Source organism: Micromonospora sp. BQ11 (assembly GCF_052068135.1).
In the GTDB taxonomy this organism is placed as follows: Bacteria; Actinomycetota; Actinomycetes; order Mycobacteriales; family Micromonosporaceae; genus Micromonospora.
The window spans coordinates 66,710-90,240 of the sequence record NZ_JBQHDB010000017.1 but is presented as its reverse complement, the minus strand read 5'-3'; the positions used below and the strand labels follow the sequence as shown (position 1 = coordinate 90,240).

At 73.4% G+C, this 23,531-nt stretch carries 16 protein-coding genes; 14 read left to right on the top strand and 2 right to left on the bottom strand.

The genetic code is table 11. The annotated features are described in order from the left end of the window. Positions 1 to 78: 78 nt before the first annotated feature. Entirely contained in the window at positions 79 to 1,092 is a 1,014-nt protein-coding gene (locus ACTMSW_RS27795) for a serine hydrolase (protein ID WP_441183669.1), read from the top strand. 105 nt (positions 1,093 to 1,197) lie between these two features. Further along, positions 1,198 to 2,346, top strand: a complete 1,149-nt coding sequence (locus ACTMSW_RS27790) for an MBL fold metallo-hydrolase (RefSeq protein WP_441183668.1) — start codon at positions 1,198 to 1,200, stop codon at positions 2,344 to 2,346. 72 nt (positions 2,347 to 2,418) lie between these two features. On the opposite strand, the gene ACTMSW_RS27785 is transcribed toward ACTMSW_RS27790, so the two are convergent. Beyond that, positions 2,419 to 3,930 (bottom strand): deoxyguanosinetriphosphate triphosphohydrolase family protein, encoded by a 1,512-nt coding sequence (locus ACTMSW_RS27785; protein ID WP_441183667.1) that lies wholly within the window; start codon positions 3,928 to 3,930, stop codon positions 2,419 to 2,421. A gap of 62 nt (positions 3,931 to 3,992) precedes the next feature. On the opposite strand from ACTMSW_RS27785, the gene ACTMSW_RS27780 reads away from it, so the two are divergent. Both ACTMSW_RS27780 and ACTMSW_RS27775 read left to right on the top strand, forming a co-directional pair. After that, positions 3,993 to 6,371: a Tex family protein gene (locus tag ACTMSW_RS27780; protein WP_441183665.1), complete on the top strand. Its 2,379-nt coding sequence runs from the start codon at positions 3,993 to 3,995 to the stop codon at positions 6,369 to 6,371. Positions 6,372 to 6,559: 188 nt separating this feature from the next. After that, complete coding sequence (locus tag ACTMSW_RS27775) at positions 6,560 to 6,988, top strand: hypothetical protein (protein WP_441183664.1); 429 nt, start codon at positions 6,560 to 6,562, stop codon at positions 6,986 to 6,988. 6 nt (positions 6,989 to 6,994) lie between these two features. On the opposite strand, the gene ACTMSW_RS27770 is transcribed toward ACTMSW_RS27775, so the two are convergent. Next, positions 6,995 to 7,936, bottom strand: coding sequence for a DUF389 domain-containing protein (locus tag ACTMSW_RS27770; protein ID WP_441183663.1), 942 nt, complete (start codon positions 7,934 to 7,936; stop codon positions 6,995 to 6,997). 232 nt (positions 7,937 to 8,168) lie between these two features. On the opposite strand from ACTMSW_RS27770, the gene ACTMSW_RS27765 reads away from it, so the two are divergent. The 10 genes from ACTMSW_RS27765 to ACTMSW_RS27720 all read left to right on the top strand — a co-directional run bounded on the left by ACTMSW_RS27765 (position 8,169) and on the right by ACTMSW_RS27720 (position 23,450). After that, positions 8,169 to 8,846: a sugar transferase gene (locus ACTMSW_RS27765; protein ID WP_441183662.1), complete on the top strand. Its 678-nt coding sequence runs from the start codon at positions 8,169 to 8,171 to the stop codon at positions 8,844 to 8,846. A gap of 188 nt (positions 8,847 to 9,034) precedes the next feature. Further along, positions 9,035 to 10,183 (top strand): DegT/DnrJ/EryC1/StrS family aminotransferase, encoded by a 1,149-nt coding sequence (locus ACTMSW_RS27760; protein WP_441183661.1) that lies wholly within the window; start codon positions 9,035 to 9,037, stop codon positions 10,181 to 10,183. After that, positions 10,180 to 10,824 carry an acetyltransferase gene (locus ACTMSW_RS27755; RefSeq protein WP_441183660.1) on the top strand — a complete coding sequence of 215 codons (645 nt, stop codon included), beginning with the start codon at positions 10,180 to 10,182 and terminating at the stop codon, positions 10,822 to 10,824. The genes ACTMSW_RS27760 and ACTMSW_RS27755 overlap by 4 nt, the downstream gene beginning before the upstream one ends. Next, positions 10,821 to 13,508, top strand: a complete 2,688-nt coding sequence (locus ACTMSW_RS27750; RefSeq protein ID WP_441183659.1) for an O-antigen ligase family protein — start codon at positions 10,821 to 10,823, stop codon at positions 13,506 to 13,508. Before ACTMSW_RS27755 ends, ACTMSW_RS27750 begins: the two co-directional genes overlap by 4 nt. After that, positions 13,505 to 14,701 (top strand): glycosyltransferase family 4 protein, encoded by a 1,197-nt coding sequence (locus ACTMSW_RS27745; protein ID WP_441183658.1) that lies wholly within the window; start codon positions 13,505 to 13,507, stop codon positions 14,699 to 14,701. Before ACTMSW_RS27750 ends, ACTMSW_RS27745 begins: the two co-directional genes overlap by 4 nt. Next, positions 14,698 to 15,612, top strand: a complete 915-nt coding sequence (locus ACTMSW_RS27740; RefSeq protein ID WP_441183657.1) for a D-glucuronyl C5-epimerase family protein — start codon at positions 14,698 to 14,700, stop codon at positions 15,610 to 15,612. The genes ACTMSW_RS27745 and ACTMSW_RS27740 overlap by 4 nt, the downstream gene beginning before the upstream one ends. Beyond that, positions 15,605 to 16,867: a glycosyltransferase family 4 protein gene (locus ACTMSW_RS27735; RefSeq protein ID WP_441183656.1), complete on the top strand. Its 1,263-nt coding sequence runs from the start codon at positions 15,605 to 15,607 to the stop codon at positions 16,865 to 16,867. Before ACTMSW_RS27740 ends, ACTMSW_RS27735 begins: the two co-directional genes overlap by 8 nt. 25 nt (positions 16,868 to 16,892) lie before the next feature. Next, the gene (locus tag ACTMSW_RS27730) at positions 16,893 to 18,167 is read left to right on the top strand and encodes a glycosyltransferase family 4 protein (RefSeq protein WP_441183655.1); all 1,275 of its coding nucleotides are present in this window, start codon (positions 16,893 to 16,895) and stop codon (positions 18,165 to 18,167) included. 130 nt (positions 18,168 to 18,297) lie between these two features. Beyond that, a complete protein-coding gene (locus tag ACTMSW_RS27725) occupies positions 18,298 to 20,166 on the top strand; it encodes a polysaccharide biosynthesis protein (RefSeq protein WP_441183654.1) in 1,869 nt (622 codons plus the stop codon). A 176-nt stretch (positions 20,167 to 20,342) separates the two neighbouring features. Then, positions 20,343 to 23,450 carry a M14 family zinc carboxypeptidase gene (locus ACTMSW_RS27720; RefSeq protein ID WP_441183653.1) on the top strand — a complete coding sequence of 1,036 codons (3,108 nt, stop codon included), beginning with the start codon at positions 20,343 to 20,345 and terminating at the stop codon, positions 23,448 to 23,450. Positions 23,451 to 23,531: the final 81 nt, after the last annotated feature.

Sequence of the window (23,531 nt, the reverse complement as noted above, 5' to 3'; positions counted from 1 at the left end):
GTGCGGGATCACCGGCGTCGATCGTTTCGCCTAGGGTGGTGGGCCGGGCGCTCCGGCCCACCACGACGGGAGAGACGATTGACCATCCGGGTTAACCGCAGGACGGCACTGGGACTGGGCACGGTGGCCACGGCAGGGACGGTGCTCGCCGCCGCCACCCCCGCGTCCGCAGCGACCGAGGGCACCGAACCGGCCCCGGCCACACCGGCGCAGGCCGCGCGGCGCGTCGCCGCCGCCTACGAGCGGGAGACCGCACGGGCCGGCGGCAACTGGCAGGCGTACGTCAGCGTCGCCGACCCGGCCGGTGAGCCGGTGGTCGCGGTGGCCGACGAGGCCGACCGGCGGATCGAGGCGTACAGCGTCAACAAGGTCGCGGTCGCCGTGGCGGTGCTCGACAAGGTGGACCGTGGCCTGCTCACCCTCGACCAGCGGGTCGAGGTCACCGCGGCGATCGTGGTGCCGGGCGGTGACGGCATCTTCGGGCTGGACGGCGCGTACCCCAGCTCGGTGACCCTCGGCCATGCGCTGGCCGCCCTGCTGACCGTCTCTGACGACACCGCCGTGCGACTCTGCGGCCTCGTCTGCCCGGCGGCGGAACTCAACCAGATCCTGCGGGACAAGGGCTTTGAGAACACGCAGGTGCAGCCGGTCGCCAACCCGAACCGGTTCTTCCTCGGCACCAGCACCCCCCGGGAGACCCACGACCTGCTGCGGGCGCTGGTCGGCGGGACCCTGCTGTCCCCGGCGTCGACCGCGTACGTGCTGAAGCTGCTGCGCTCCCCCATCGCGTACACCGACGGGATCCGGCAGGAGATGTCGTCGGCGCAGCGGGCCCGGATCGCCACCAAGGCCGGCTGGTTCGGCGACGCCCGGCACGAGGCCGGCGTGGTCTTCGACGCGGCCGGGGCGCCCGTGCTCACGTACGCCCTCTTCGCCGACGGCCAGGCCGGCGCGGACGACTTCGGCGCCACGCACCCGGCGGTGGCGGCCCGGTCCCGGCTCGGCCGCCGCCTCCTCGCGGCGGTCGACCGCCTTCCCGGCGTGGGCACCACCCACCGGGCAGCCCCGCACCGCCCCAGCAACGGCGGCTGATCGGCGCAAAGGAAGGGCCCCTTCTTAACGCCTCCGGTAGAGGAAGGGGCCCTTCTTAACACCGGGAGCTACCGTGTACGTCGTGACTCGGGCGGAGGGACGGCGATGACGGCACCGGAGAGCGGAGACCTGGAGCGGTCGCTCGGGCGGCGGATGGGCGGGGCGGCCGGCCTGGCCGCGCTCGCCGGCCTCGCCTGGGTGGCCCGCGACGTGCCGTTGGCGCTCGGCGGCCGGCTGATCGGGGCCCGTGCCGAACGGGCGGCCCGCTCGCCGCAGTTCCGCGACGGCACCTTTCGCAATCCGGCGAGCAGCCGCCCGATGGCCGGTACGCCGGACCGGAGCCTGATCCGGGAGCTGATCTTCGGCAAGCAGAAGCGCCGGCCGGGCAGCGCCGTGCCGCTGCTGCGTCCGACCGAGCGACGGCTCGACGGCGACGACGCGCAGACCGAGCTCGGCATCGTCTGGTACGGGCACGCGTCCGTGCTGGTCGAGATCGAGGGCCACCGGGTGCTGCTCGACCCGGTGTGGAGCGAGCGGTGCTCCCCCTCCGCGGCGGTCGGGCCGAAGCGGCTGCACGAGCCTCCGGTACGCCTGGACGACCTGCCCCGGCTCGACGCGATCCTGATCTCCCACGACCACTACGACCACCTCGACCTGGCCACCGTACGGGAGCTGACTACCCGGCAGTCGGCGCCGTTCGTGGTGCCGCTCGGTGTGGGCGCGCACCTCGACCGGTGGGGCGTGCCGGCCGACCGGATCGTGGAGCTGGACTGGTCGGAGAGCCACGACCTCGGCGGCATCGAGCTGACCGCCACCCCCGCCCAGCACTTCTCCGGCCGGGGCCTGCGCCGCGACGGCACCCTCTGGAGCTCCTGGGTGATCGCCGGCACGCACCGGAAGGTTTTCTACACCGGCGACTCCGGCTACTTCCCGGGGTACGCCGAGATCGGTGCCGAGCACGGCCCGTTCGACGTGACGCTCATGCAGATCGGCGCGTACGACCGGGCGTGGCCGAGCATCCACATGTTCCCCGAGGAGGCCGTCGCAGCCCATGTCGACCTGCGCGGCGGACTGATGATCCCGGTGCACTGGGCGACGTTCAACCTCGCTCTGCACGCCTGGTCCGAGCCGGTGGACCGGATCTGGGCCGAGGCCAAGGCCCGGGACGTCCGGCTCGCGGTGCCCCGTCCCGGCGAGCGGGTGGTGGTGGACGACCCGCCGGCCGTGGACGGCTGGTGGCAGGCCGTCGCCTGACGCGCCCGGCGGTTGTTAAGAGGGGGCCCTTCCTCTACCGGAGGCGTTAAGCGGGGGCCCTTCCTTACCCGCCTACAGGACGAAGGCGTCGGTCCACAGGGCGCCGGAGCGGCCGGACAGCGCGTCCAGCATCGCCACCGCCTGACCGTCGGTGAGCTGCGCGACGAAGTCGACGATCGCCCGGCCCCGGGCCTTGTCGATCCGGTCCGCCGTACGCGGGTGCAGCTCCGCCTCGGCCAGCTCGACGAGGTCGTGCAGGCGGCGGGGCAGCCGGGACTCCTCGGCCGGGTCCAGCAGCCACTCCCACAGCGCCTCCACCAGGGTGCCCAGCAGTCGCGCCTGACCGCGCTGGTGCAGCGCCAGGTCCGGGCGGGCCAGCACGAACCGGTGGTGCACGAACTTGAGCACCTGGACCTCGTGCCACTGGGCCGGGGCGAGCAGCACGTGCCCGGACCGCACCGAGGGGTCCTCCACGACGGTGATCGCGTCGACGAACCGCGTGGTCCAGCGGGCGGAGAAACGGGCCACGTACTGCTCGGCCTCGATCGAGCCGTCGAACGGCATCGCGAGCAGACCCTCCACCAGTTCCTCGCGGACGTGCTCGACGGCGGCGGCGAACGCGTCGTCGTCGGCGATCCACCCGTCCTTGCGGTGCAGCTGCCGGCGCAGCCGCTCGATCGCCGCGCCGGGCCGGCGGGCCGCCCCGGTCAGTGCGGGCCCGGTGATCGCCCGGAAGTGGCCGCTCTCCCGTTGCCAGGCGGTGAGTTCGGCGGCCACCGCCCCCTGCTGGAGCACACCGACCCGGTAGAAGTCCTCCACGTCGTGGATGGCGTACGCGACGTCGTCGGCGGTGTCCATCACCGACGCCTCGACGGTCTGCTGCCAGTCGGCGATCCGCCCGACGAACGGCTCGCGGGCCTGGCGCAGGTCGTCGACCTCGGTGCGGTACGCCCCGAACTTCAGCGACCCGCTGTCCGGGTCGTCGGGCGGTGGGGTGGCCCCGCGCGGCGCCGGGTCCAGCAGGCGAGGGTGCGGGTCCGGATGGTCCAGCCGGGTCCACGGGTACTTCAGCAGGGCGGCCCGGACCGCCGCGGTGAGGTCCAGGCCGGTGGTCGCGGCGCCGCGGATCTCGGTGGAGGTGACGATCCGGTACGACTGGGCGTTGCCCTCGAAGCCGTCGGTGAGCCCGAGCCGGTGGCGGGCCAGCCGGTCCAGCACCCGCTCCCCGAGGTGCCCGAAGGGCGGGTGGCCGAGGTCGTGGGCGAGTGCGGCGGCCTCCACCACGTCCGGGTCGCAGCCGCCCAGCTTCTCCAGCAGGTCGCGGTGCGCCGCGTCGGCGGTGAGCCGCTCGGCGATCGCCCGGGCCACCTGGGCGACCTTCAGGCTGTGGGTGAGTCGGTTGTGCACCAGCAGGCCCGAGCCGCCGGGGCTGACGACCTGGGTGACGCCGTTCAGGCGGGCGAAGAACGGCGAGGCGACGATCCGGTCCCGGTCGGCCCGGAAGGGGCTCGCGGCCAGGTCACCGAGGGTTCGGGCACTGCCGCCGAACAGCCGCCGCGCCCGGGGCTCCGCAGGTGGTTCCATGATCGCCACGCTAGCGCGGCAGAATGCAGGGCGGAAACCACTCCCGAAGGCGGATCGAGATCGTGACCCTCTCTGTTCATCAGCGGATCGCCGAGGAGCTCGGCGTCGCCGAGCGCCAGGTACGCGCGGCCGTGGAGCTGCTCGACGGCGGCGCCACGGTGCCGTTCATCGCCCGCTACCGCAAGGAGGCCACCGGCCTCCTCGACGACAGCCAGCTGCGGACCCTGGAGGAGCGGCTGCGCTACCTCCGCGAGCTGGACGAACGGCGTACGGCGGTGCTGGAGTCGATCCGCGGTCAGGGCAAGCTCGACGAGGCCCTGGAAGCGCAGATCATGGCGGCCGACTCGAAGTCCCGCCTGGAGGACATCTACCTGCCGTACAAGCCGAAGCGGCGGACCCGGGCGCAGATCGCCCGGGAGGCGGGCCTGGAGCCGCTGGCCGAGTCGCTGCTGGCCGACCCGTCGCAGGACCCGAGGACCGTCGCCGCCGGCTTCGTCGACGCGGACAAGGGCGTCGCGGACGCCGCCGCCGCACTGGAGGGCGCCCGCGCCATCCTCATCGAACGCTTCGCCGAGGACGCCGACCTCATCGGCACGCTGCGCGAGCAGATGTGGTCGCGGGGCCGGCTGGTGTCCCGCGTACGCGAGGGGCAGGAGACGGCCGGCGCCAAGTTCGCCGACTACTTCGACTTCGCCGAGCCGTACCCGAAGCTGCCCTCGCACCGGATCCTCGCCATGTTCCGGGGCGAGAAGGAGGGCGTGCTCGACCTGACCATGGACCCGGAGTCCGACGGTGACTCCGACGCGGCGGTGACCGGCCCGACCCGCTACGAGGCGGCCATCGCCGGCCGCTTCGGCGTCCGCGACGCCGGCCGCCCCGGCGACCGGTGGCTCGCCGACACGGTGCGCTGGGCCTGGCGTACGCGGATCCTCATCCACCTCGGCGCGGACCTGCGGATGCGGCTGTGGCAGGCCGCCGAGGAGGAGGCCGTCCGGGTCTTCGCCACCAACCTGCGGGACCTCCTGCTCGCCGCGCCGGCCGGCGCCCGGCCGACGATGGGGCTGGACCCGGGCCTGCGTACCGGCGTGAAGGTCGCGGTGGTGGACGGCACCGGCAAGGTGGTCGCCACCGACACCATCTATCCGCACGAGCCGCGCCGGCAGTGGGACGCCTCCATCGACACCCTGGCGAAGCTGGCCGCCGCGCACGGCGTCGAGCTGGTGGCGATCGGCAACGGCACCGCCAGCCGGGAGACCGACAAGCTGGCCGGTGAGCTGATCAAGCGGCACCCGGAGCTGACGCTGACCAAGGTGGTGGTGTCCGAGGCGGGCGCGTCGGTCTACTCCGCGTCCGCGTACGCCTCCCAGGAGCTGCCCGGGCTGGACGTCTCGCTGCGCGGCGCGGTGTCCATCGCCCGCCGCCTGCAGGACCCGCTCGCGGAGCTGGTGAAGATCGACCCACGCTCGATCGGCGTCGGGCAGTACCAGCACGACCTGTCCGAGGTGAAGCTGTCGCGCTCGCTGGACGCGGTCGTCGAGGACTGCGTGAACGCGGTGGGCGTGGACGTGAACACCGCCTCCGCCCCGCTGCTCACCCGGGTCTCCGGCATCGGCGCCGGCCTGGCCGAGAACATCGTGCTGCACCGGGACGCCAACGGGCCCTTCCGTACCCGTGGGGAGTTGAAGAAGGTGGCGCGGCTCGGCCCGAAGGCGTTCGAGCAGTGCGCCGGCTTCCTGCGCATCCCCGGCGGCGACGACCCGCTCGACTCCTCCAGCGTGCACCCCGAGGCGTACCCGGTGGTGCGGCGCATCCTCGCCAGCACCGGCCAGGACCTGCGCGGGTTGATCGGGAAGTCGACGATCCTGCGGGGCCTGCGCGCCACCGACTTCGTCGACGACCGGTTCGGCCTGCCCACCGTCACCGACATCCTCGCCGAGCTGGAGAAGCCGGGCCGGGACCCGCGCCCGGAGTTCCGCACGGCGACCTTCGTCGAGGGCGTCGAGAAGATCGGCGACCTCACCCCCGGCATGATCCTGGAGGGCGTGGTCACCAACGTCGCGGCGTTCGGCGCGTTCGTCGACGTCGGGGTGCACCAGGACGGCCTGGTGCACGTCTCCGCCATGTCCCGGACGTTCGTCAAGGACCCCCGCGAGGTGGTGAAGTCGGGCGACGTGGTGCGGGTGAAGGTGCTCGACGTCGACGTACCCCGCAAGCGCATCTCGCTGACGCTCCGCCTGGAGGACGACGCGGAAGCCGGGCGCGGCGGGCCGCAGCGGCAGCAGCGGCAGCAGGGACAGCAGGGACAGGGACAGCAGGGACAGCAGCAGCGGCAGCAGCGGCAGGGACAGCAGGGGCGAGGGCAGCAGGGGCGAGGTGGTGCTGGCCCGGCGCCGGCCAACGACGCCATGGCCGAGGCGCTGCGCCGGGCCGGCCTGGCCTGAGGAACGAGCCGCCACCGGATACGGGGGCCGGGCGCTGTCGAGCTGATGTCGTCGATGGATCGCGGCAGGGTGATGTCGTGGACGACTCAGCTCGACAGCGTCGCTGACCGCATGAGCCGCCGGGCAGATCCGGTCTCGGGGTGCCACGCCGCCCGCGGTCGCGCGGGCCCTCGCGTACCGTCGGGGTCGTGGTTTCCGAGGACGACCTGGACTGGCGGGAGCGGCAGCGACGAGCGGTGTCGGCGCACGCGGCGGCCGACGAGCGACGCCGGGCGGCGGAGCAGGCCGAAGCGGCGGAGCTGGTGGCCCGGTTCGTCGCCGAGGCGGTCCGGCGTGGGCTGCCGACCACGCGGCTGACCGCCCGCTCCTACGACGGGCGGGGCCGGTACCGGACCGCGCTGCGCGGTTGGTACGTGGACCGGGCCCGGAGCCGTGCCGTCGACACCGACGGCCGGTTCCACCTGCTGACCGTGCCCGGTGGCCTACGGGCCCGGCTGTTCGGGGCCGACCCGCAGCCCAGCCCGCCACCGCTGGTCGTCGGCGCGGGCGGACGCGACGGCGAGTCGATCCCGTTGGAGGTCCTGCTCGCCCGGCGGCTCGACGGCGACGGTTCCTGACCGCGGTCAGCGCGCGGACGAGTCCCGTCGGGCCACGTACGCCCACCAGCCGCCCTGCACCGCGAGGGTGAGCAGCCCGGCCAGCACGATCGCGCAGATATTGATCACGAGTTGCAGGGCCGAGCCACCCGCCTCGTCCCACTTCCCATACGCGACGGCGACCGCGACGTTCGCGGCGGCCGGCACGGTGGTCACCGAGATCAGCACGCCCACCAGGGACCCGGACTTCTTCGCGGTAAGCGACAGCATGCCGGCCACGCCGGCGAGCAGGCCGACCACCCAGGACAGGGCGTCGGGTTGCCAGATGAAGCTGGTCAGCGGGCGCTCCGCCTCCAACATCTCGCGGCTGACCAGGTCGGCGGCGGTGAGCGCCCAGGTGCTCAGCACGGTCGCCACCATGGCGACGAGGAAGCCCACCAGCAGCGCCTGCACCGAGCGGGCGACCGTCCGGGGCTTGCGCCGCAGCAGCGCCACGCAGAGCGCCGCGAGCGGGCCGAACTCGGGGCCGACGACCATCGCGCCGACGATGAGGATCGGCTGGTCCAGCAGGACGCCGATGCCGGCGATCATCGTGGCGACGGTGATCAGCACCAGGAAGGTGCCGGACAGCACGGTCTGCTCACCGGTCTTGGCGGCGATCTCGTCCCAGACCACCGCGTCGTCGCCGTGCCCCGGCGCGTCGCGGGCGGCCTTCCGCGCGGCCGCCGAGAGGGTCAGCTCGACGTCGTCCGCGGAGATGCCGCCGCGCGCCTCGATCCCGAGGTCCTGAAGCTGCCCCAGCAGACGGTCGGCGCTCTCCCGGACCACGTCGCAGAGGATCAGGTCGCCCTCGGGCTGGCGCGCCGCGCCGGGCACGACCACCAGGTGGGCCACCCCCGGGTCGTCGGCGAGCAGGTCGGCCACCGCGTCTGAGCGGTCGGTCGGCGCGATGATCCGCAGGTGCAGCAACGTCGTCCCCGTCGTGAGCGCCGGTAGGGCCGTCGAGCACTCTACTGCCGCCCCGAGCAGGGCCTTCGGGCACGGCGTACGGCCACGACGCGCCGACGACGCGTGTCCCCGAGGCGGTCGAGTCGGTTGAGAGACCTGGACTGCCCAGTTGTCGCGATTCACCGGACGTGAGCGGTTCGTCCCAGATACAACACTTCTGTTGCTTCCCGTTCCCTCTCCTGGAGGTCGAGCTGTGTCGCTGCCCGGTCACGTGGTCGCACCCCATCGCGATCGGCACACCCGGCAGGACCGGGTCAAGCGTGCTGTCGACGTGGTCGGTGCGGCGGCCCTGCTGCTGGCCGCCCTACCGATCCTCGCGGTCGTGGCGGTCCTGGTCGCCGTCGGGCTCGGCCGGCCCGTGCTGTTCCGCCAGTGCCGGGCCGGGCAGTACGGCCGCCCGTTCGAGCTGGTCAAGTTCCGCACCATGCACGCGCCCGATCCGCGCCGCGGACGTGCCACCGACGGTGACCGGCTGACGCCGCTGGGCCGGTGGTTGCGCGCCACCAGCCTCGACGAACTGCCGACGCTCTGGAACGTGCTGCGGGGCGACATGAGCCTGGTGGGCCCCCGGCCGCTGCTCAGCCACTACCTCGACCGCTACTCCCCCACCCAGGCACGCCGGCACGAGGTGCGGCCCGGCGTCACCGGGCTGGCCCAGGTGCGGGGACGCAACGCGCTGAGCTGGGAGGAGAAGTTCGAGCACGACGTCTGGTACGTCGACAACCGGAGCCTCCGGCTGGACGTCCGGATCCTGGCGGAGACCGCGCGCACGGTGGTGCGCCGGGACGGCATCAGCGCCACCGGGGTGGCGACCGCGCCCGAGTTCCTGGGCAGCGCCGACTGGTCCCCCCGGGACCGGACACCGGTGTGACGCGGATCGGAGCCGTAGACCTCTCACTCTGCGCGAACTTCCCCGGGGGCCACTCGTTGAGTGGTAGAACCGCTGGGGTCATTTAGTTTGATATCTATATCAAGAGTATCTTTCGCCATTTTTGTTCGTTCGCGGTGCAACCGGCCGCGGCGCCTGCGGGGCGACCACCGCCTCCCGGAAGGGGACCGATGAACCGGACCGTCCACCTGTCACCGCCCGACGTCGGGCCGCTCGAGGAGTCGTACCTGCTGGCCGCCCTCCGCTCCGGCTGGGTCGCGCCGGTCGGGCCGGACCTGGAAGCCTTCGAGCGCGAGGTGGCGGAACGGGTCGGCACGCGGGGCGCGGTCGCGGTCAGCTCCGGCACCGCCGCGCTGCACCTGGCCCTGCTCGGGGTCGGGGTCGGGCCGGGCCAGATCGTGCTGGTCCCCACCCTCACCTTCGTCGCCACGGCCAACGCGGTCGTCTACACCGGGGCCCGGCCGGTCTTCGTCGACTGCGACCCCCGCAACGGCAACGTCGACGTGGCGCTCGTCGCCGAGGCGCTGCACCGGCTGCGCGCCGAGAACGAGCGGGTCGGCGCGGTGGTGCCCGTGGACATGTTCGGCACCTGCGTCGACTACACCGCGCTCCTGCCCGTCTGCGCGGAGGCGGGCGTACCGGTCGTGGAGGACGCCGCCGAGGCGCTCGGGGCCACCCACCGGGGACGACCGGCCGGATCCTTCGGCCGGGTGGGCGCGTTGTCCTTCAACGGGAACAAGATCATCACGACCTCCGGCGGTGGGATGCTGGTCTCCGACGACACCGCCCTGCTCGCCCACGCCCGGCACCTCGCCACCCAGGCCCGCGAGCCGGTGCCGCACTACGAACACCGGCACATCGGCTACAACTACCGGCTCAGCAACCTGCTCGCCGCGCTCGGCCGGGCCCAGCTCGTCCGGTTGGACGCGATGATCGCCCGGCGGCGCGTCCTGCGCGACCGGTACGCCAAGCTCTTCGCCCCGGTGCCCGGCGTACGCCTGCTCGGCGACGAGGACGGCACCGGCAACTGTTGGCTGACCAGCATCGTCGTCGACCCCGGGCAGGCCGGCTGGCGGGCCGCCGACCTCGGCACGCACCTGGCCGGACACGGCATCGAGACCCGCCCGGTGTGGAAGCCGATGCACCGGCAGCCGGTCTTCGCCGGTGCCCGCGGCTTCCTCACCGGCGCCGCCGAGCGGCTCTTCGCCAACGGGCTCACCCTGCCCAGCGGGTCCGCCCTCGACGACATGCAGGTCGACCGTGTGCTCGCCGCCGTCGAGGAGTTCGTCACCGCCCACACGGGAGCGACCGCGGCATGACCACGAACCTGGTGATCGTCGGCTGCGGCGGTCACGGCCGCGAGGTGCTCGGCATCGTCCGGGCCGTCAACGACGCCGCCCGCACACCGGCCTGGTGTCCGCTCGGCTTCGTCGACGACCGCCCCTCCGAGGTCAACCTCAAGCGCGTACAGCGACTCGACGTGCCGTACCTCGGCGGCCTGGACCGACTGCGCGACCTGCCGCCGGACACCCACCTGGTGATCGGCATCGGCGACCCGCGGGTCCGTCGCGCGGTCGGCGGCCGGCTCGCCGGCCCGGGGCTGCCCGCCGCGAGCGTCGTGCACCCCGACGCCACGGTCGGCCCGGACCTCACGCACGGTGCCGGCCTGGTGGTCTTCGCCGGCGCCCGGGTCACCACGAACGTGACCCTCGGCCGGCACGTCCACCTCAACCAGAACGCGACCGTCGGCCACGACAGCCGGCTCGACGACTACGTCTCGGTCAACCCCCTGGCCGCCGTGTCCGGCGACTGCCACCTCGCCGAGGGCGTGCTGATCGGTACGAACGCCGCCGTCCTGCAGGGACTGCGGGTCGGCGCGGGCAGCGTGGTCGGCGCCGGCGCGTGCGTGGTCCGGGACGTCGCGGACGGCGTCGTGGTCAAGGGAGTGCCGGCGCGATGAGCAGCGGGACGACACTCACCCGGGTCCCCGCCGCAGCCGCCTCGGGGCCGTACGCGGCGGCGCCCGCCCGCCGCGGGCGCCGCAGCGCGCCCGGTCCCGGCCTCTCCGGGCTGGTCGGCGCCGCCGCCAGCACCGCCGCGGCCCGCGTCGGCTCGCTGCTGATCAGCCTCGTCGCCGGGGTGCTCTCGGCGCGCGCGCTCGGTCCGCACGACCGCGGTCTGCTCGCCGTCGCGATCGCCTGCTCCGCCGTCTTCAGCACCCTCTGCGCCGTCGGCCTGGACACCGCGAACCTTCGCCTGGCCGGGCGCTCGACCGCCGCGCACCGGCACACCGTACGGGCCAGTCTCCGCTACGCCGTCACCCTCGGCTCCTGCGTGGCCGCGGTGTGGGCGGTCGCCGGCCTCACCGTCGCGGAGCCCGTCCGCCTCGGTCTGGACCCGCTCACCTTCGGCATCACCGCGGCCCTCTGCCCGGTGGTGCTGCTCAGCGCGCTGCTCGGGGCCACCGAGATCGGCCGCGGCCGGGCCCCCGCGTACAACCTGGTCGTGGTGGCCTCGCTCACCACCTACCTGGTCGGCCTGGCGGCCGTGGTCGCCGCCGGCCGGACCACGCCCGCCACCGTGATGGCGGTGTACGCCGCCGGCCAGGTCGTCGGGCTCGGTGCCCTGCTGGTCCGGTCCCGGTCGGCCGTGCCGGTCGACGGGGAACCCGTCGCGGACACCGAGTACCGCTCCTCGGCCCGCCGGGCCTACCTGCCGAACCTCGCCCAGTTCGGCATGATCCGGACCCAGGTCCCGGTGATCCAGCTGCTGGTCGGCGCGAGCGCGGTCGGTGTCTACTCGGTGGCCCTCGCACTGGCCGAGGTCCTCCTGATCATTCCGATCGCGGTGAGCCTCGTCCTGGTGCCGACCGTCGCCAACGGCGCCGCCTCCTGGCGGTCGGTGGCCCGGCTCGGCGTACGCACCCTGCTGCTCACCGCGGTCGGCGCCGGTCTCCTCGCCGCGGCCGGACCCACCGTCGTACCGCTGCTCTACGGACACCACTTCGCGCCCGCCGTACCGGTGCTCTGGGCGTTGCTGCCCGGCGTGGCCGTCTTCGCCCTGGCGCGGGTCGCGCAGAGCTACCTGACCGCCGTCGACCGGCCGGCGGCGACGACGGTGGCCGCGGTCACCGCGGCGCTGGTCGGTCTCGGCGGCATGGCCGTGCTGGTGCCCCGGTTCGGGGCGGTCGGCGCCGGACTGGCCGGCAGTGCCGGTTACCTGGTGTACGCCGCGGTGATCACACCGGCCTTCCTGCGCGCCGACCCGGCCCGCGCCGGGCGACGCCGGCCGGCCAGGGCGCCCCGCAGGCGGGACTGGAACGTCCGACCGTTGCTGGTCACCGCGCTCGTCCCGGTCGTGGCCGCCGCCTGCGGCGTCGCCGCCACGAAACTGGAGGGACTGCCGATCCCGCTGCCGCTGGTGGTGGCCGGGATCGCGGTGTTCCTGGCGGTGCTGCTGGTACCCGTGCTCGGCCTCGTCGGTCTCGCCCTCGGCGCCGCGGCCGGTCAGCTGCCCGAACCGTTCGCCGTCGGCACGCCGTCGCTGCTCCTGCTCATCCTCTGCTGCCTGGCCGGGACGCTGCTGCGCCGGAAGGTCTCCTGGCGGGACCCCCGCTGCACGGGCCTGGTCGCCGCCCTGGTCGTCCTGCTGCTGGTCGGCGCCGTGCTGAGCAACCCGCAGCTGGCACCGCTCGCCGCGGTCGGCCCGGTCGCGGTGGTGGCGGTGCCGCTGGTCTGCCTCCCCCTGATCTCCCGCGGTGGGCCGGCCGACCACCGCGCGCTGCTCGCCTTCGCCTTCGCCGCCACCGGCGTCGGCCTGCTGCACGCCGCCGAGACCATCCGGCGGGGCGGGCCGCAGGAGATCGTCGAGATCACCAACACGGGCGTCAACCGCAACGTGTGGGGGCCGATGCTCGTCGTCGCGTTGGCCATCCTGCTGAGCCGGCTCACCCGCCCGAGCCCGCTGGTACTCCGGATCGCCGCACTGGCCGCCCTGCCGATGATCGCGGTCGCGCTGGGCTACTCGTACAGCCGCTCGTCGTACCTGGGGGCCGGAGCGGTGCTCGTCTGCTTCGCCCTGCGCCGGCTGGTCCGGGCTGGTCTCTGGGTCGGTGCCACCGTCGCGGTGGCGGCCACGCTCGGTGTCACCACCGCCCTGGTTCCGAGCACGATCATGGACCGGGTCACCGCGACCACCGCCGACGGCGGCCTCGACGTCTCCTCCGCACTCCGGGTCGACCTCTGGTCGGCGGCCGTCGAGATGAGCAAGGACTTCCCCGTCTTCGGTGTCGGCTACCTCGGCTACAACGGCCGTCTGCCGGAGTACTTCGTCCAGCACTTCACCGCCGCCTGGTACCAGCCCAGCTCCCAGCTGCACCTTCTGGCGCACCCGCACAACTTCTTCCTCACCGTCCTGGCGGAGACGGGCGTGGTCGGCGCACTGCTGCTCGGCGCCCTGCTCTGGCTGGTCTACCGCCGCGTCTGGCGGGACTACCGGACCCGGATCGGCTGGGCCGCCGAGGGTGCGCTGCTCGCCGGCGTGGGCGTCGCCGTGTCCTCCCTGACCGGCGAACCGCTGCTCGCCCTGCCGGTCCTCGTTCCCTTCGTGCTCCTGCACGCCGTCGCGACCCGGAGAGCCACATGACACCCGCCCGCCGCCCCGACGACCGTCCACTGCGGGTCCTCCAGGTGACCACCACCCCCGACGGCGGGTCGTGGTTCCACGACCAGGTGGTCGGGCTGACCCGGCGCGGACACCACGTCCGCGCGGTGGTGCCCGCCGAGGGCTCCCTGGCGACCCGCCTGCGCTCCGCCGGGGTTCCCACCGAGATCGTGCCGCTGTGCGGGTGGCGACCCCGTCAGCTCCCCCGTGTCGCCGCCGCCGAGCTGCGGCTGGTCCGGCTGATCCGGGAGTTCCGGCCGGACGTGGTGCACGCCCACCTGCTCAAGGCGAACGTGGCGTGCCGGATCGCCAGCCTGGCCGGCGGCCGCAACCTGCACATCAACCAGGTCACCGGAATCAACCACCTGCGCAGCCCCATCCTGCGCCGGATCGACCTGGCCACCCTCTCCCGCGCCGACGTGCTGATCGGCTCGTGCACCGCGTTCGCCGACCGCTACCGCCGGTACGGGGCCCGCCGGGTCGCGGTCAGCCACTACGGCTGCGACGTCCGCAGACTCGACCCCGCCACCGGGGGCGACGCCTTCCGCGCTGAGTTCGGCCTCGCCCCGGACACCCCCACCGTCGGGATGGTGGCGCACATGTATCCGACCCGGCTCAAGGCGTTCCGGGAGATCGGCGTCAAGGGGCACGAGGTGCTGCTCGACGCCGTGCCCCGGCTGCTCGCCCGGGTACCGGGAGCGCACGTGTTCGTCATCGGCGACGAGTTCGTCGGGACCGGCGACTACCGGCGGGCGCTGGAGGACCGCGCCGTTCGACTCGGGATCGCCGACCGGGTGCACTTCACCGGCCACCGCTCGGACATCCAGAACGTGCTGGCCGCGATGGACGTGATGGTCAACCCGTCCCTGGAGGAGTCCGCCTGCTACGCGATGATCGAGGCGCTCCTGATGGAGAAGGGCGCGGTGGCCAGCGACGTCGGCGGCCTGCCGGACACCGTGCAGCACGGGGAGACCGGCCTGCTGGTGCCGCCGGGTGACGCGGTCGCCCTGGCCGACGCCGTCGCCGACCTGCTGACCGACCCGGCGCGTCGCCGGGAGATGGGCCGCCTCGGCCGCGCCCGCTGCCTGGAACGGTTCGACATCGAACGGACCGTCGCCGACGTCGAGGCCGTGTACCGGAAGGCCCTGGCCGAGCGCGCGGGGGTGCGCTGGTGACGGCGGTCCGCACCCTGCTCGCCCGGGGGGTACGCGACCTGCGGGTACGCCGCTACCCGGTGGCGCCCGACGCCCGGCGGGACGGGCGGGGGCCGTACCCGCTGGTGTGGACGGACCTGCCCGGCGGCACCGCCCTGGACGACGACGGTGTGGTGGTGGCGCGCGGCCCTTCGGGCGAGCGGTACCCGAACCCGGTCTCCATGTGCCTGTACGCGCTCGGCGAGCACAGCCGGGCGCTCACCACCCCCGGGCCCGACCCGGACCGCTTCGGCCCGTTCCTGACGCAGGCCACGTGGCTGCGCACGCACCAGGACAGAAACGGCGGCTGGCGCTACCCGGTACCGGTCCCCCGCTACGGCGTCGCGCCGGGGTGGTACTCCGGGATGGCGCAGGGCATGGCGGCCTCCACCCTGCTGCGCGCGCACGACCTGACCGCCGACCGGTCCTTCCTCGACGCCGCCGACGGCGCGGTCGACCTGCTGCTGCTTCCGGTGTCGCGGGGCGGCTGCGCAGACTACGACAGGCAGGGCCGGCCCTTTCTGGAGGAGTGCCCCTCGGACCCGCCGAGTCGGGTGCTCAACGGCGCCCTGTTCGCGCTCTTCGGCCTCGTCGAGCACCAGCACCGGCGGGGCGGCGACGCCCACCGGCTCGCCGCCGACCGGCTCGCCGCCGACCTGGACCACTTCGACCTGGGCTGGTGGTCCCGCTACGACCTGCGCTGGCCCTGGCCCGCGTCGGCGAACTACCACGCGCTGCACGTGTCGCTGCTGCGGGCGGCCGGCGTGCTGACCGGACGGGACGTCTTCGCGCGTACGGCCGAACGCTGGCGTCGTGACCTGCGTGACCCACGCCGTCACCTGCGGGCGCGGCTGGTCAAGGCCGCCCGGGTCTGGCAGCACCGGCATGGCTGAGCCGGGTGGCGGTCGTACCGCCGAGGTGCCGGACGCCGACCGGTCGGGCGCCGTGGCACCGGCCGTGGTGCTGCTGCTCGGGCCGGCGCACTCGGTGCACACCCGACGCTGGGCCAGCGCGCTCGCCGGACGCGGACACCGGGTGGTGGTGACCGGCTGGGCGCCGGCCGCGCCGCTGCCCGGCGTGGAGATCCGGGTACCGGGTGCCGGCGGGCGGACGGTCGGTGGCCCGGTGGGCGGGGCGTGGCGGCTGCTGACCACCGGCTGGTGGCTGCGCCGGCAGGTCCGCCGGCTCCGGCCGGACGTGGTGCACGTGCACTCGGTGGGGCGGGCCGGCCTGCTCTCCCTGGCCGTTCCCCGCGACGTCGTGCGGGTGGTGACACCGTGGGGCAGCGAACTGCGGACGGCGACGTCGTCGGTGTTGCGCGGCTGGGTCACCCGCAGCGCGTTCCGCCGGGCCGACCTGGTGCTCCCCACGTCGGCGTCGGTCACCGAGGAGGTGACGACGCGGTACCGGATCCCGGCGTCGCGTACCGCGACACTGTCCTGGGGGGTCGACGACTCCCTGTTCCGGCTCCGGGACACCGTGCGTCGGGCGGACGTCCGGCGTGGCCTCGGCGTACCCGTCGACGCCACCGTGGTGCTCGCGCCGCGCGGGGTCTCTCCGGTGTACCGGACCGACGACGTCCTGCGGGCCTTCGCCCGCGTCGCCGCCGAGCGACCGGACCTGCACCTGGTGGTGCTGGCCGGGCACGAGCCGGCCGAGCCGGGCGCGGCACGCGCGCGGGCCGACGGGCTGCTCCGGGCGGCGGCGCTGGCGGAGCAGCTCCCGGAGCGGGTGACCCTCGTCCCGCGGACCCTGACCCCGGCGGAGACGTTCGCCCTGATGTGCGCCAGTGACGTCGTCGTGTCGGTGCCCCGGTCGGACCAGCGCAGCTCGTCGGTGCTGGAGGCGGCACTCGCGGGCTGCCGGCTGCTCCTGGCCGACCTTCCGCCCTACCGGGAACTGCGGGCCGACGGACTGGTCGCGGACCTGGTGGCCGAACCGCTGACACCCCGGCTGGCCGACGCGTTGCGGACGGTCGGGCCGCTGACATCCGCCCAGCGGTCGACCAACGCCGACCTCATCGGGGCCACGGAGACCTGGTCCCGGCAGGTGTCGGCGATGCAGGACCTGTACCGCCGTCTCTGCGCGGAAGGCCGTCCGGGTGGCCGCTCGGCGCGACACCGCCCCCGTTCCGGGGAGCGTTCGTAACCACACCGCACACCAAGGACGAACCATGGCTACTTCCTCCGGCCGGACCCCGCACGTGCTGGTTCTCAACCACTACGCCAAGCCGCTCTCCGAGCCCGGCGGCACGCGGCACGTCGAGTTGTTCGGCAGACTGACCGGTTGGGACTGGACGATCATCGCGGGCGACCGGGACGTCTACTCCCGGCACCGCTTCACCGGTCGGGAGCCGCACTTCGTCCGCGTCCGGGTCCCCGGGTACTCCCGCAACGACCACCGCCGGGTGCTGAACTGGCTCGGGTACGCGGGAGGGGCGCTGCTGCGGTCGCTGCTGCGCCGCCGTCCAACGGTGGTGTACGCGTCGTCGCCGCACATCCTGACGCCGGTCGCCGGCTGGCTCGCCGCGACGGTCTGGCGGGTGCCGTTCGTGCTGGAGATTCGCGACCTGTGGCCGGAGTCCATGGTCGACACCGGCTACCTGCGCCGGGGTTCCCTCCTGCACCGGCTGTTGAGCGGGCTGGAGCGGTGGCTGTACCGGCGGGCCGACCGGATCGTGCTGGTCGCCGAGGGCTGGCGGTCGTACTTCCGGGACCTGGGTGTCAGCGACGAGAAGCTGGCCTGGGTGAGCAACAGCGCCGAGCCGTCGGCGTTCGACCTGCGCCACGACCGGTACACGCCGCTGCGGGACCGGATCCCGGTACGCGGGCGGCTGATCGTGTTCGCGGGGGCGCACGGGCAGGCCAACGGCCTCGACGAACTGCTGGACGCCGCGGCGGAACTGCCGGAGCACACCTTCGCCCTGATCGGTGACGGGATCGAGAAGCCGCGACTGGTGGCGCGGGCCCGTGCGGAGGGCCTGTCCAACGTGCACTTCCTGGACATGATCCCGAAGGCCGAGTTCGCCGGCATCCTCGGCGGGGCGGACATCGGCGTACACGCGCTGGCCGACGCCGACGTGTTCCGGCTGGGGGCCAGCCCGAACAAGCTCTACGACTACCTCGCGGCGGGGGTGCCGGTGGTGACGAACTGCCCGGGAGAGCCGCACGACGTCGTACTGGCCTCGGATTCCGGAGCGGCCGTCGCGCCGGGGGGCCTCGCGGTGGGGCTGCGCAAGCTGGTGACGCTGGATTCCGAGGTGCTGCGTCAGATGGGCGAGCGGGGCCGCCGGTTCATCGGTCGGCACCGGTCCCGGACGGCGATGGCGGGCCGGTTGCAGCGGGTGCTCGACGACGTGGTCGCCGAGCGGACCCACCGGGGTGGGGGCGGTCGGGTGCCGCAGCGGGACGACCGGCGGATGCCGGAGGAGCTGGGTAGCCGGACCTGACGGCCATTAATTCCGACGTCGTACGCGAAACAGACACGAAGCGCCCAAAACTCCCTGTAAGCACTATATGACGCACAGAGGCCGTTCCTGCTCGACCACGAACGACCCAAGACCCCCAGGGAGTTAGTACATGCCGCCGGAAGCAGAAGTTCCCGAGCGCACCCCGACGACCCGACGCACCAGATCCCGTCGGCGGACCCTGAGTTTCCTCGCCAGCGACGGCGCTGCCTGGGCCGGCGGCTTCCTCGCCGCCACCTGGGCCCGCTACGAGTTCGACCTGACCGTCGGGCAGGCCGCCCGGGCGGTGGGGATCGGCGCGCTCGCCGCCGTGCTGCACCTCCTGGTGTCCGCCCTGCGCCGGGTCTACTCCGGCCGCCACCCACTGGGCAGCCTCCCCGAGATCCGTGGCCTCGCCGGCACCACGGCCGCCACGACGGCGCTGGTGCTGGTCGCCCTGGTGCCGCTGGGGAACCGACCGGTCCCGGCCAGCGCGCCCGTCGTCGGCGGCGCCCTGACCCTGCTGCTGATGCTCGCCGCGCGCCTCGCCCACCGGCACCGTCACGACCTCGCCATGCGCCCGGACGCCCGGTCGGCGACGAAGGTGCTGCTGTTCGGCCTCGGCGACGCCGGCCAGGGTCTCCTGCGGGCCATGCTCAGCGACCCCCGCGGGCGGTACCTGCCGGTCGGCGTGCTCGACGACGACCCGGCCAAGCGGGACCTGCGGGTCGGCGACGTCCGCGTGCTCGGCGGCCGTCACGACGTCGCGGCGGCGGTACGCCGCACCGGCGCCACCACGGTCATCTTCTCGGTGGCGAACGCGGACGCCGCGCTGATCCGGCAGATCCGGGAGGCCACCCTCCAAACCGGCGCGGCCTTCAAGGTGCTGCCGCCGGTACGGGACCTCGTCGACCACCGGATCACCGTCACCGACGTCCGGGACGTCCGGATCAGCGACCTGCTCGGCCGCCGACAGGTGGTCGGTGACCTGACGCTGTCGGGCAACGGTCTGACCGGCCGGCGGATCCTGGTCACCGGCGCGGGCGGCTCGATCGGCTCGGAGCTGTGCCGGCAGATCATGCAGGCGGATCCGGGTGAGCTGATGATGCTCGACCGCGACGAGTCGGCCCTGCACAGCCTCCAGATGTCCCTGTCCGGTCGCGCCCTGCTCGACGGGCCGGAGCTGATCCTCGCCGACCTGCGCGACGACGAGGGGATCCGGCGGATCATGCGGGAACGCCGGCCGGAGATCATCTTCCACGCCGCCGCGCTGAAGCACCTCACCCTCCTGCAACGCCACCCGGGCGAGGCGGTCAAGACCAACGTCTGGGGCACGATGTCGGTGCTCGACGCCTGCCGCGACGTGGCCCGGTTCGTCAACATCTCCACCGACAAGGCGGCCGACCCGGTCAGCGTCCTGGGCTACTCCAAGCGGATCACCGAGCGGTTGACGGCGCACGCCGCGGCCACCTACCCGGGCACGTTCCTCAGCGTGCGCTTCGGCAACGTGCTCAGCAGCCGGGGCTCGGTGGTCACCGCCTTCCAGCGGCAGATCGAGTCCGGCCAGCCGGTGACGGTGACCCACCCGGACGTCACCCGGTACCTGATGACCGTGCAGGAGGCGGTGCACCTGGTCCTCCAGGCCACCGAGATCGGCCGGGACGGAGAGGCCCTCGTGCTCGACATGGGGGAACCCGTCCGGATCCTGGACCTCGCCCGCCAGATGATCGAGCAGGCGGCGAGCAGCGTGCCCGTCGTCTACACCGGACTGCGTCCGGGCGAGAAGCTGCACGAGGACCTGCTCGGTACCGGCGAGGAGGACGTGCGGCCGCTGCACCCGCTCATCTCGCACGTGACCGTGCCGGCCCTGGACCCGATCGAGGTAGCCGGGGTGGACCCGTTCGACGACCCGGAGAAGATCATCGCCCAGTTGGCGGCGCTGTGCACCCAGCCCACGACCCCGAGGGTGGAGGGCGTCATCCGGCTGCCGCTGGCGCGCTGACCCGCACCGGATCGGGGGCGGGCCGTCGGGCCCGCCCCCGATCCGTGCCCGACGGCGGGAACACCGGGTGTGGCGAAAGGACCACCGACGGTGCGAGATTAGCCTCTTCGGGCATTGACATGCCTCACCGCCCCCGACAGGCTCGCGTCAATGGTCCTTCCACACCAGGAGGCGCGATGAGGCGCACACGGCTGGCGATCGCCGGCGTGTTCACTCTGGTCGGCGCATTGACGCTGACCACACCGGCGAGCGCGCGGCCGCCGTCCGATCCGGACGGCCGCGACGGGCTGGAGGTGTACGTCGGCACGGTCAACCCGGAGCAGGTGGAGAAGCTGCGCGCGGCCGGCGTCGACCTCGGCCACGACCACCAGGAGTCCGACCGGGCCGGCAACACCACCATCGAGACCGTGCTCAGCACCCGTCAGGCCGAGCGGCTGGCCCGCCAGGGCGTGAAGCTCGACGTCAAGAAGGTCGACGGCAAGGCGGCCTCGCAGGCCCTGCGCGAGCAGGCCGCGGCCGGCTGGTCGGCGTTCCGTTCGTACAGCGAGCCGGGCGGCATCCGCGACGAGATCACCGCCACGGCCGCCCGGTTCCCGAAGCTCACCAAGCTGGAGACGATCGGGCGCACCCACCAGGGCAAGCCGATCCTCGCGGTCAAGGTCACCAAGGACGCGAAGAAGGTCCGCGACGGCAAGCGGCCGGCGGTGCTCTACGCCAGCACGCAGCACGCCCGCGAGTGGATCACCCCGGAGATGACCCGGCGGCTGATGCACCACGTGCTCGACAACTACGGCACCGACCCGGTGATCACCCGCCTGGTCGACACCACGGAGCTGTGGTTCCTGCCGGTGGCCAATCCGGACGGTTACGACCACACCTTCACCCCGGGCAACCGGCTGTGGCGCAAGAACCTGCGGGACAACGACGGCGACGGCAAGATCACGACCGCCGACGGCGTCGACCTCAACCGCAACTTCGCCTACAAGTGGGGATACGACAACGAGGGCTCCTCGCCCGACCCCAACAGCGACACCTACCGGGGACCGGGCCCGAACTCGGAGCCGGAGACCAAGGCGCTGGACCGGCTCTTCAAGCGGGTCGGCTTCGAGTTCCTCGTGAACTACCACTCCGCGGCGCAACTGATCCTCTACGGCGTCGGCTGGCAGGTGAGCACCCCGACCCCGGACGACGTGATCTACGAGGCGATGGCCGGTGACGACGCCCACCCGGCGGTCCCCGGTTACGACCCGGACATCTCCGCCGAGCTGTACACCACCAACGGCGACACCGACTCGCACGCCACCGTCCGGTACGGCACGCTCGGCTTCACCCCGGAGATGTCGACCTGTCAGGCGGCGTCGGCCTCCGACCCGGACGACGAGTGGCTCCCGGAGAACTGCGTCAGCGGGTTCATCTTCCCCGACGACGAGGAGTTGATCGCCGCCGAGGTGGCGAAGAACCTGCCGTTCGCCCTGGCCGTGGCGAAGTCCGCGCACGACCCGGACGACCCGGTCTCGGTGGTCGGCCGCAGCACCCCCGACTTCGTGGTCGACGCCTTCGAGACCTCGTACGGGCGGGACCAGCAGGTCGCCGCGACCGTCCGGCGGGAGCTGCGCAACGTCCGGATGCACTGGACGGTCGACGGCGGCCGGCCGAAGTCGGTCAAGGTCACCGAGTGGCAGGGCGGCGAGCGGTACGGCGACACCCACGACGACTACTACGCCGAGCTGCGCGGCAAGGTGACCGGGGCACGACCGGGCAACCGGGTCGAGGTCTGGTTCACCGGCACCAAGCCGGGCAGGGGCGTGGTCGCCAGTGAGCACTTCACCTACCGGGTGCACTCGGACATCGGTGGGGACGTGCTGGTGCTCGCCGCCGAGGACGTCACCGGTCTCAGCCCGGTGCAGGACGCCACCAGCGCCAAGTACGCCGACGAGGTGACGGCGGCACTGACCGCCGCCGGGCGGACCAGCGACGTGTACGACGTCGACGTGATGGGTCGCAAGGCGCCGCACCCGCTGGGTGTGCTGTCGCACTACGACACGGTGGTCTGGGAGACCGGCGACGACGTGATCCCGCGCGCCGCCAACCAGGTGCCCGGCACGGTCGCCCGCTCGGCTCTGGAGACCGAGCTGGCCGTCCGGGACTACCTCAACGAGGGCGGCAAGCTGCTGGTGAGCGGTAAGTACGCCCTCTTCGCGCAGTCCGCCAACGGTGCGTACGCGTACCAGCCGAACGGGCCGGCGGAGTGCACCAACGCCGACGACGCGACCTGCCTGCCGCTGCTGAACGACTTCCAGCAGTACTGGCTGGGGGCGTACACGTACGTCAGTGACGGCGGCACCGGCGAGGACGGCCCGTACGCGGTCAAGGGCTCCGACGGGGCCTTCGCGGGTTTCGACGGCACCCTCAACGCGGACGGTTCGGCGAAGAACCAGGACCACACGGCCTCGTTCCTGACCACGTCGAGCTTCCTGCCCCGCGACCAGTTCCCGCAGTTCGCCAGCTCCGCCCCGGTGGACTGGGTGCGGCCGGGCGCCGCGCCGTTCGACCCGCGCACCGGTGAGTGGTACCTGTGGAGCGGTCAGGCCGACGAGTCGTACAAGCGGCTCACCCGCACCGTGGACCTCACCGGGGCCACCAGCGGCGAGCTGCGCTTCGCCACGTCGTACGACATCGAGCCGAACTGGGACTTCCTGATCGTCGAGGCGCACGAGGTGGGCAGCGACGACTGGACGACCCTGCCGGACGCCAACGGGCACACCGGCCGGGCGACCGGGGAGAGCTGCGAGTCCGGGTGGGCGGAGACGCTGCACCCGTTCCTGAAGCACTACGTGGGCGCGGACTGCTCGCCGACCGGCACCACCGGTGAGTGGCACGCGGCCACCGGCGCGTCGAACGGCTGGCAGGAATTCAAGATCGACCTGTCGGCGTACGCCGGCAAGCAGGTCGAGGTGTCGATCTCGTACGTCTCCGACTGGGGCACCCAGGGCCTGGGTGTCTTCCTGGACGACGCCCGCGTGGTCGTCGACGGCGCGACCGTCGCGGAGACCTCGTTCGAGACGGCCGACCTCGGCGGCTGGACGGTGGCCGGTCCCCCGACCGGTTCGGCGGGCAACGCCACCGACTGGTCGCGCAGCCAGCAGGCGTTCGAGGAGGGGGCGGCGGTGGTCACCGCGGACACCGTCTACCTCGGCTTCGGCCTGGAAGGGCTGGCCCCGGCGGCCCGGAACGACCTGGTCGCCCGGTCGCTGGCGCACCTGACGGGGCAGCCACGCCCCTGACGTTCCGCCACGGGTGCGCCGGTGGTCCTCCGGGACCACCGGCGCACCTGCCGTTTCCGCCCGCGCGGATCGCCCGGAGTG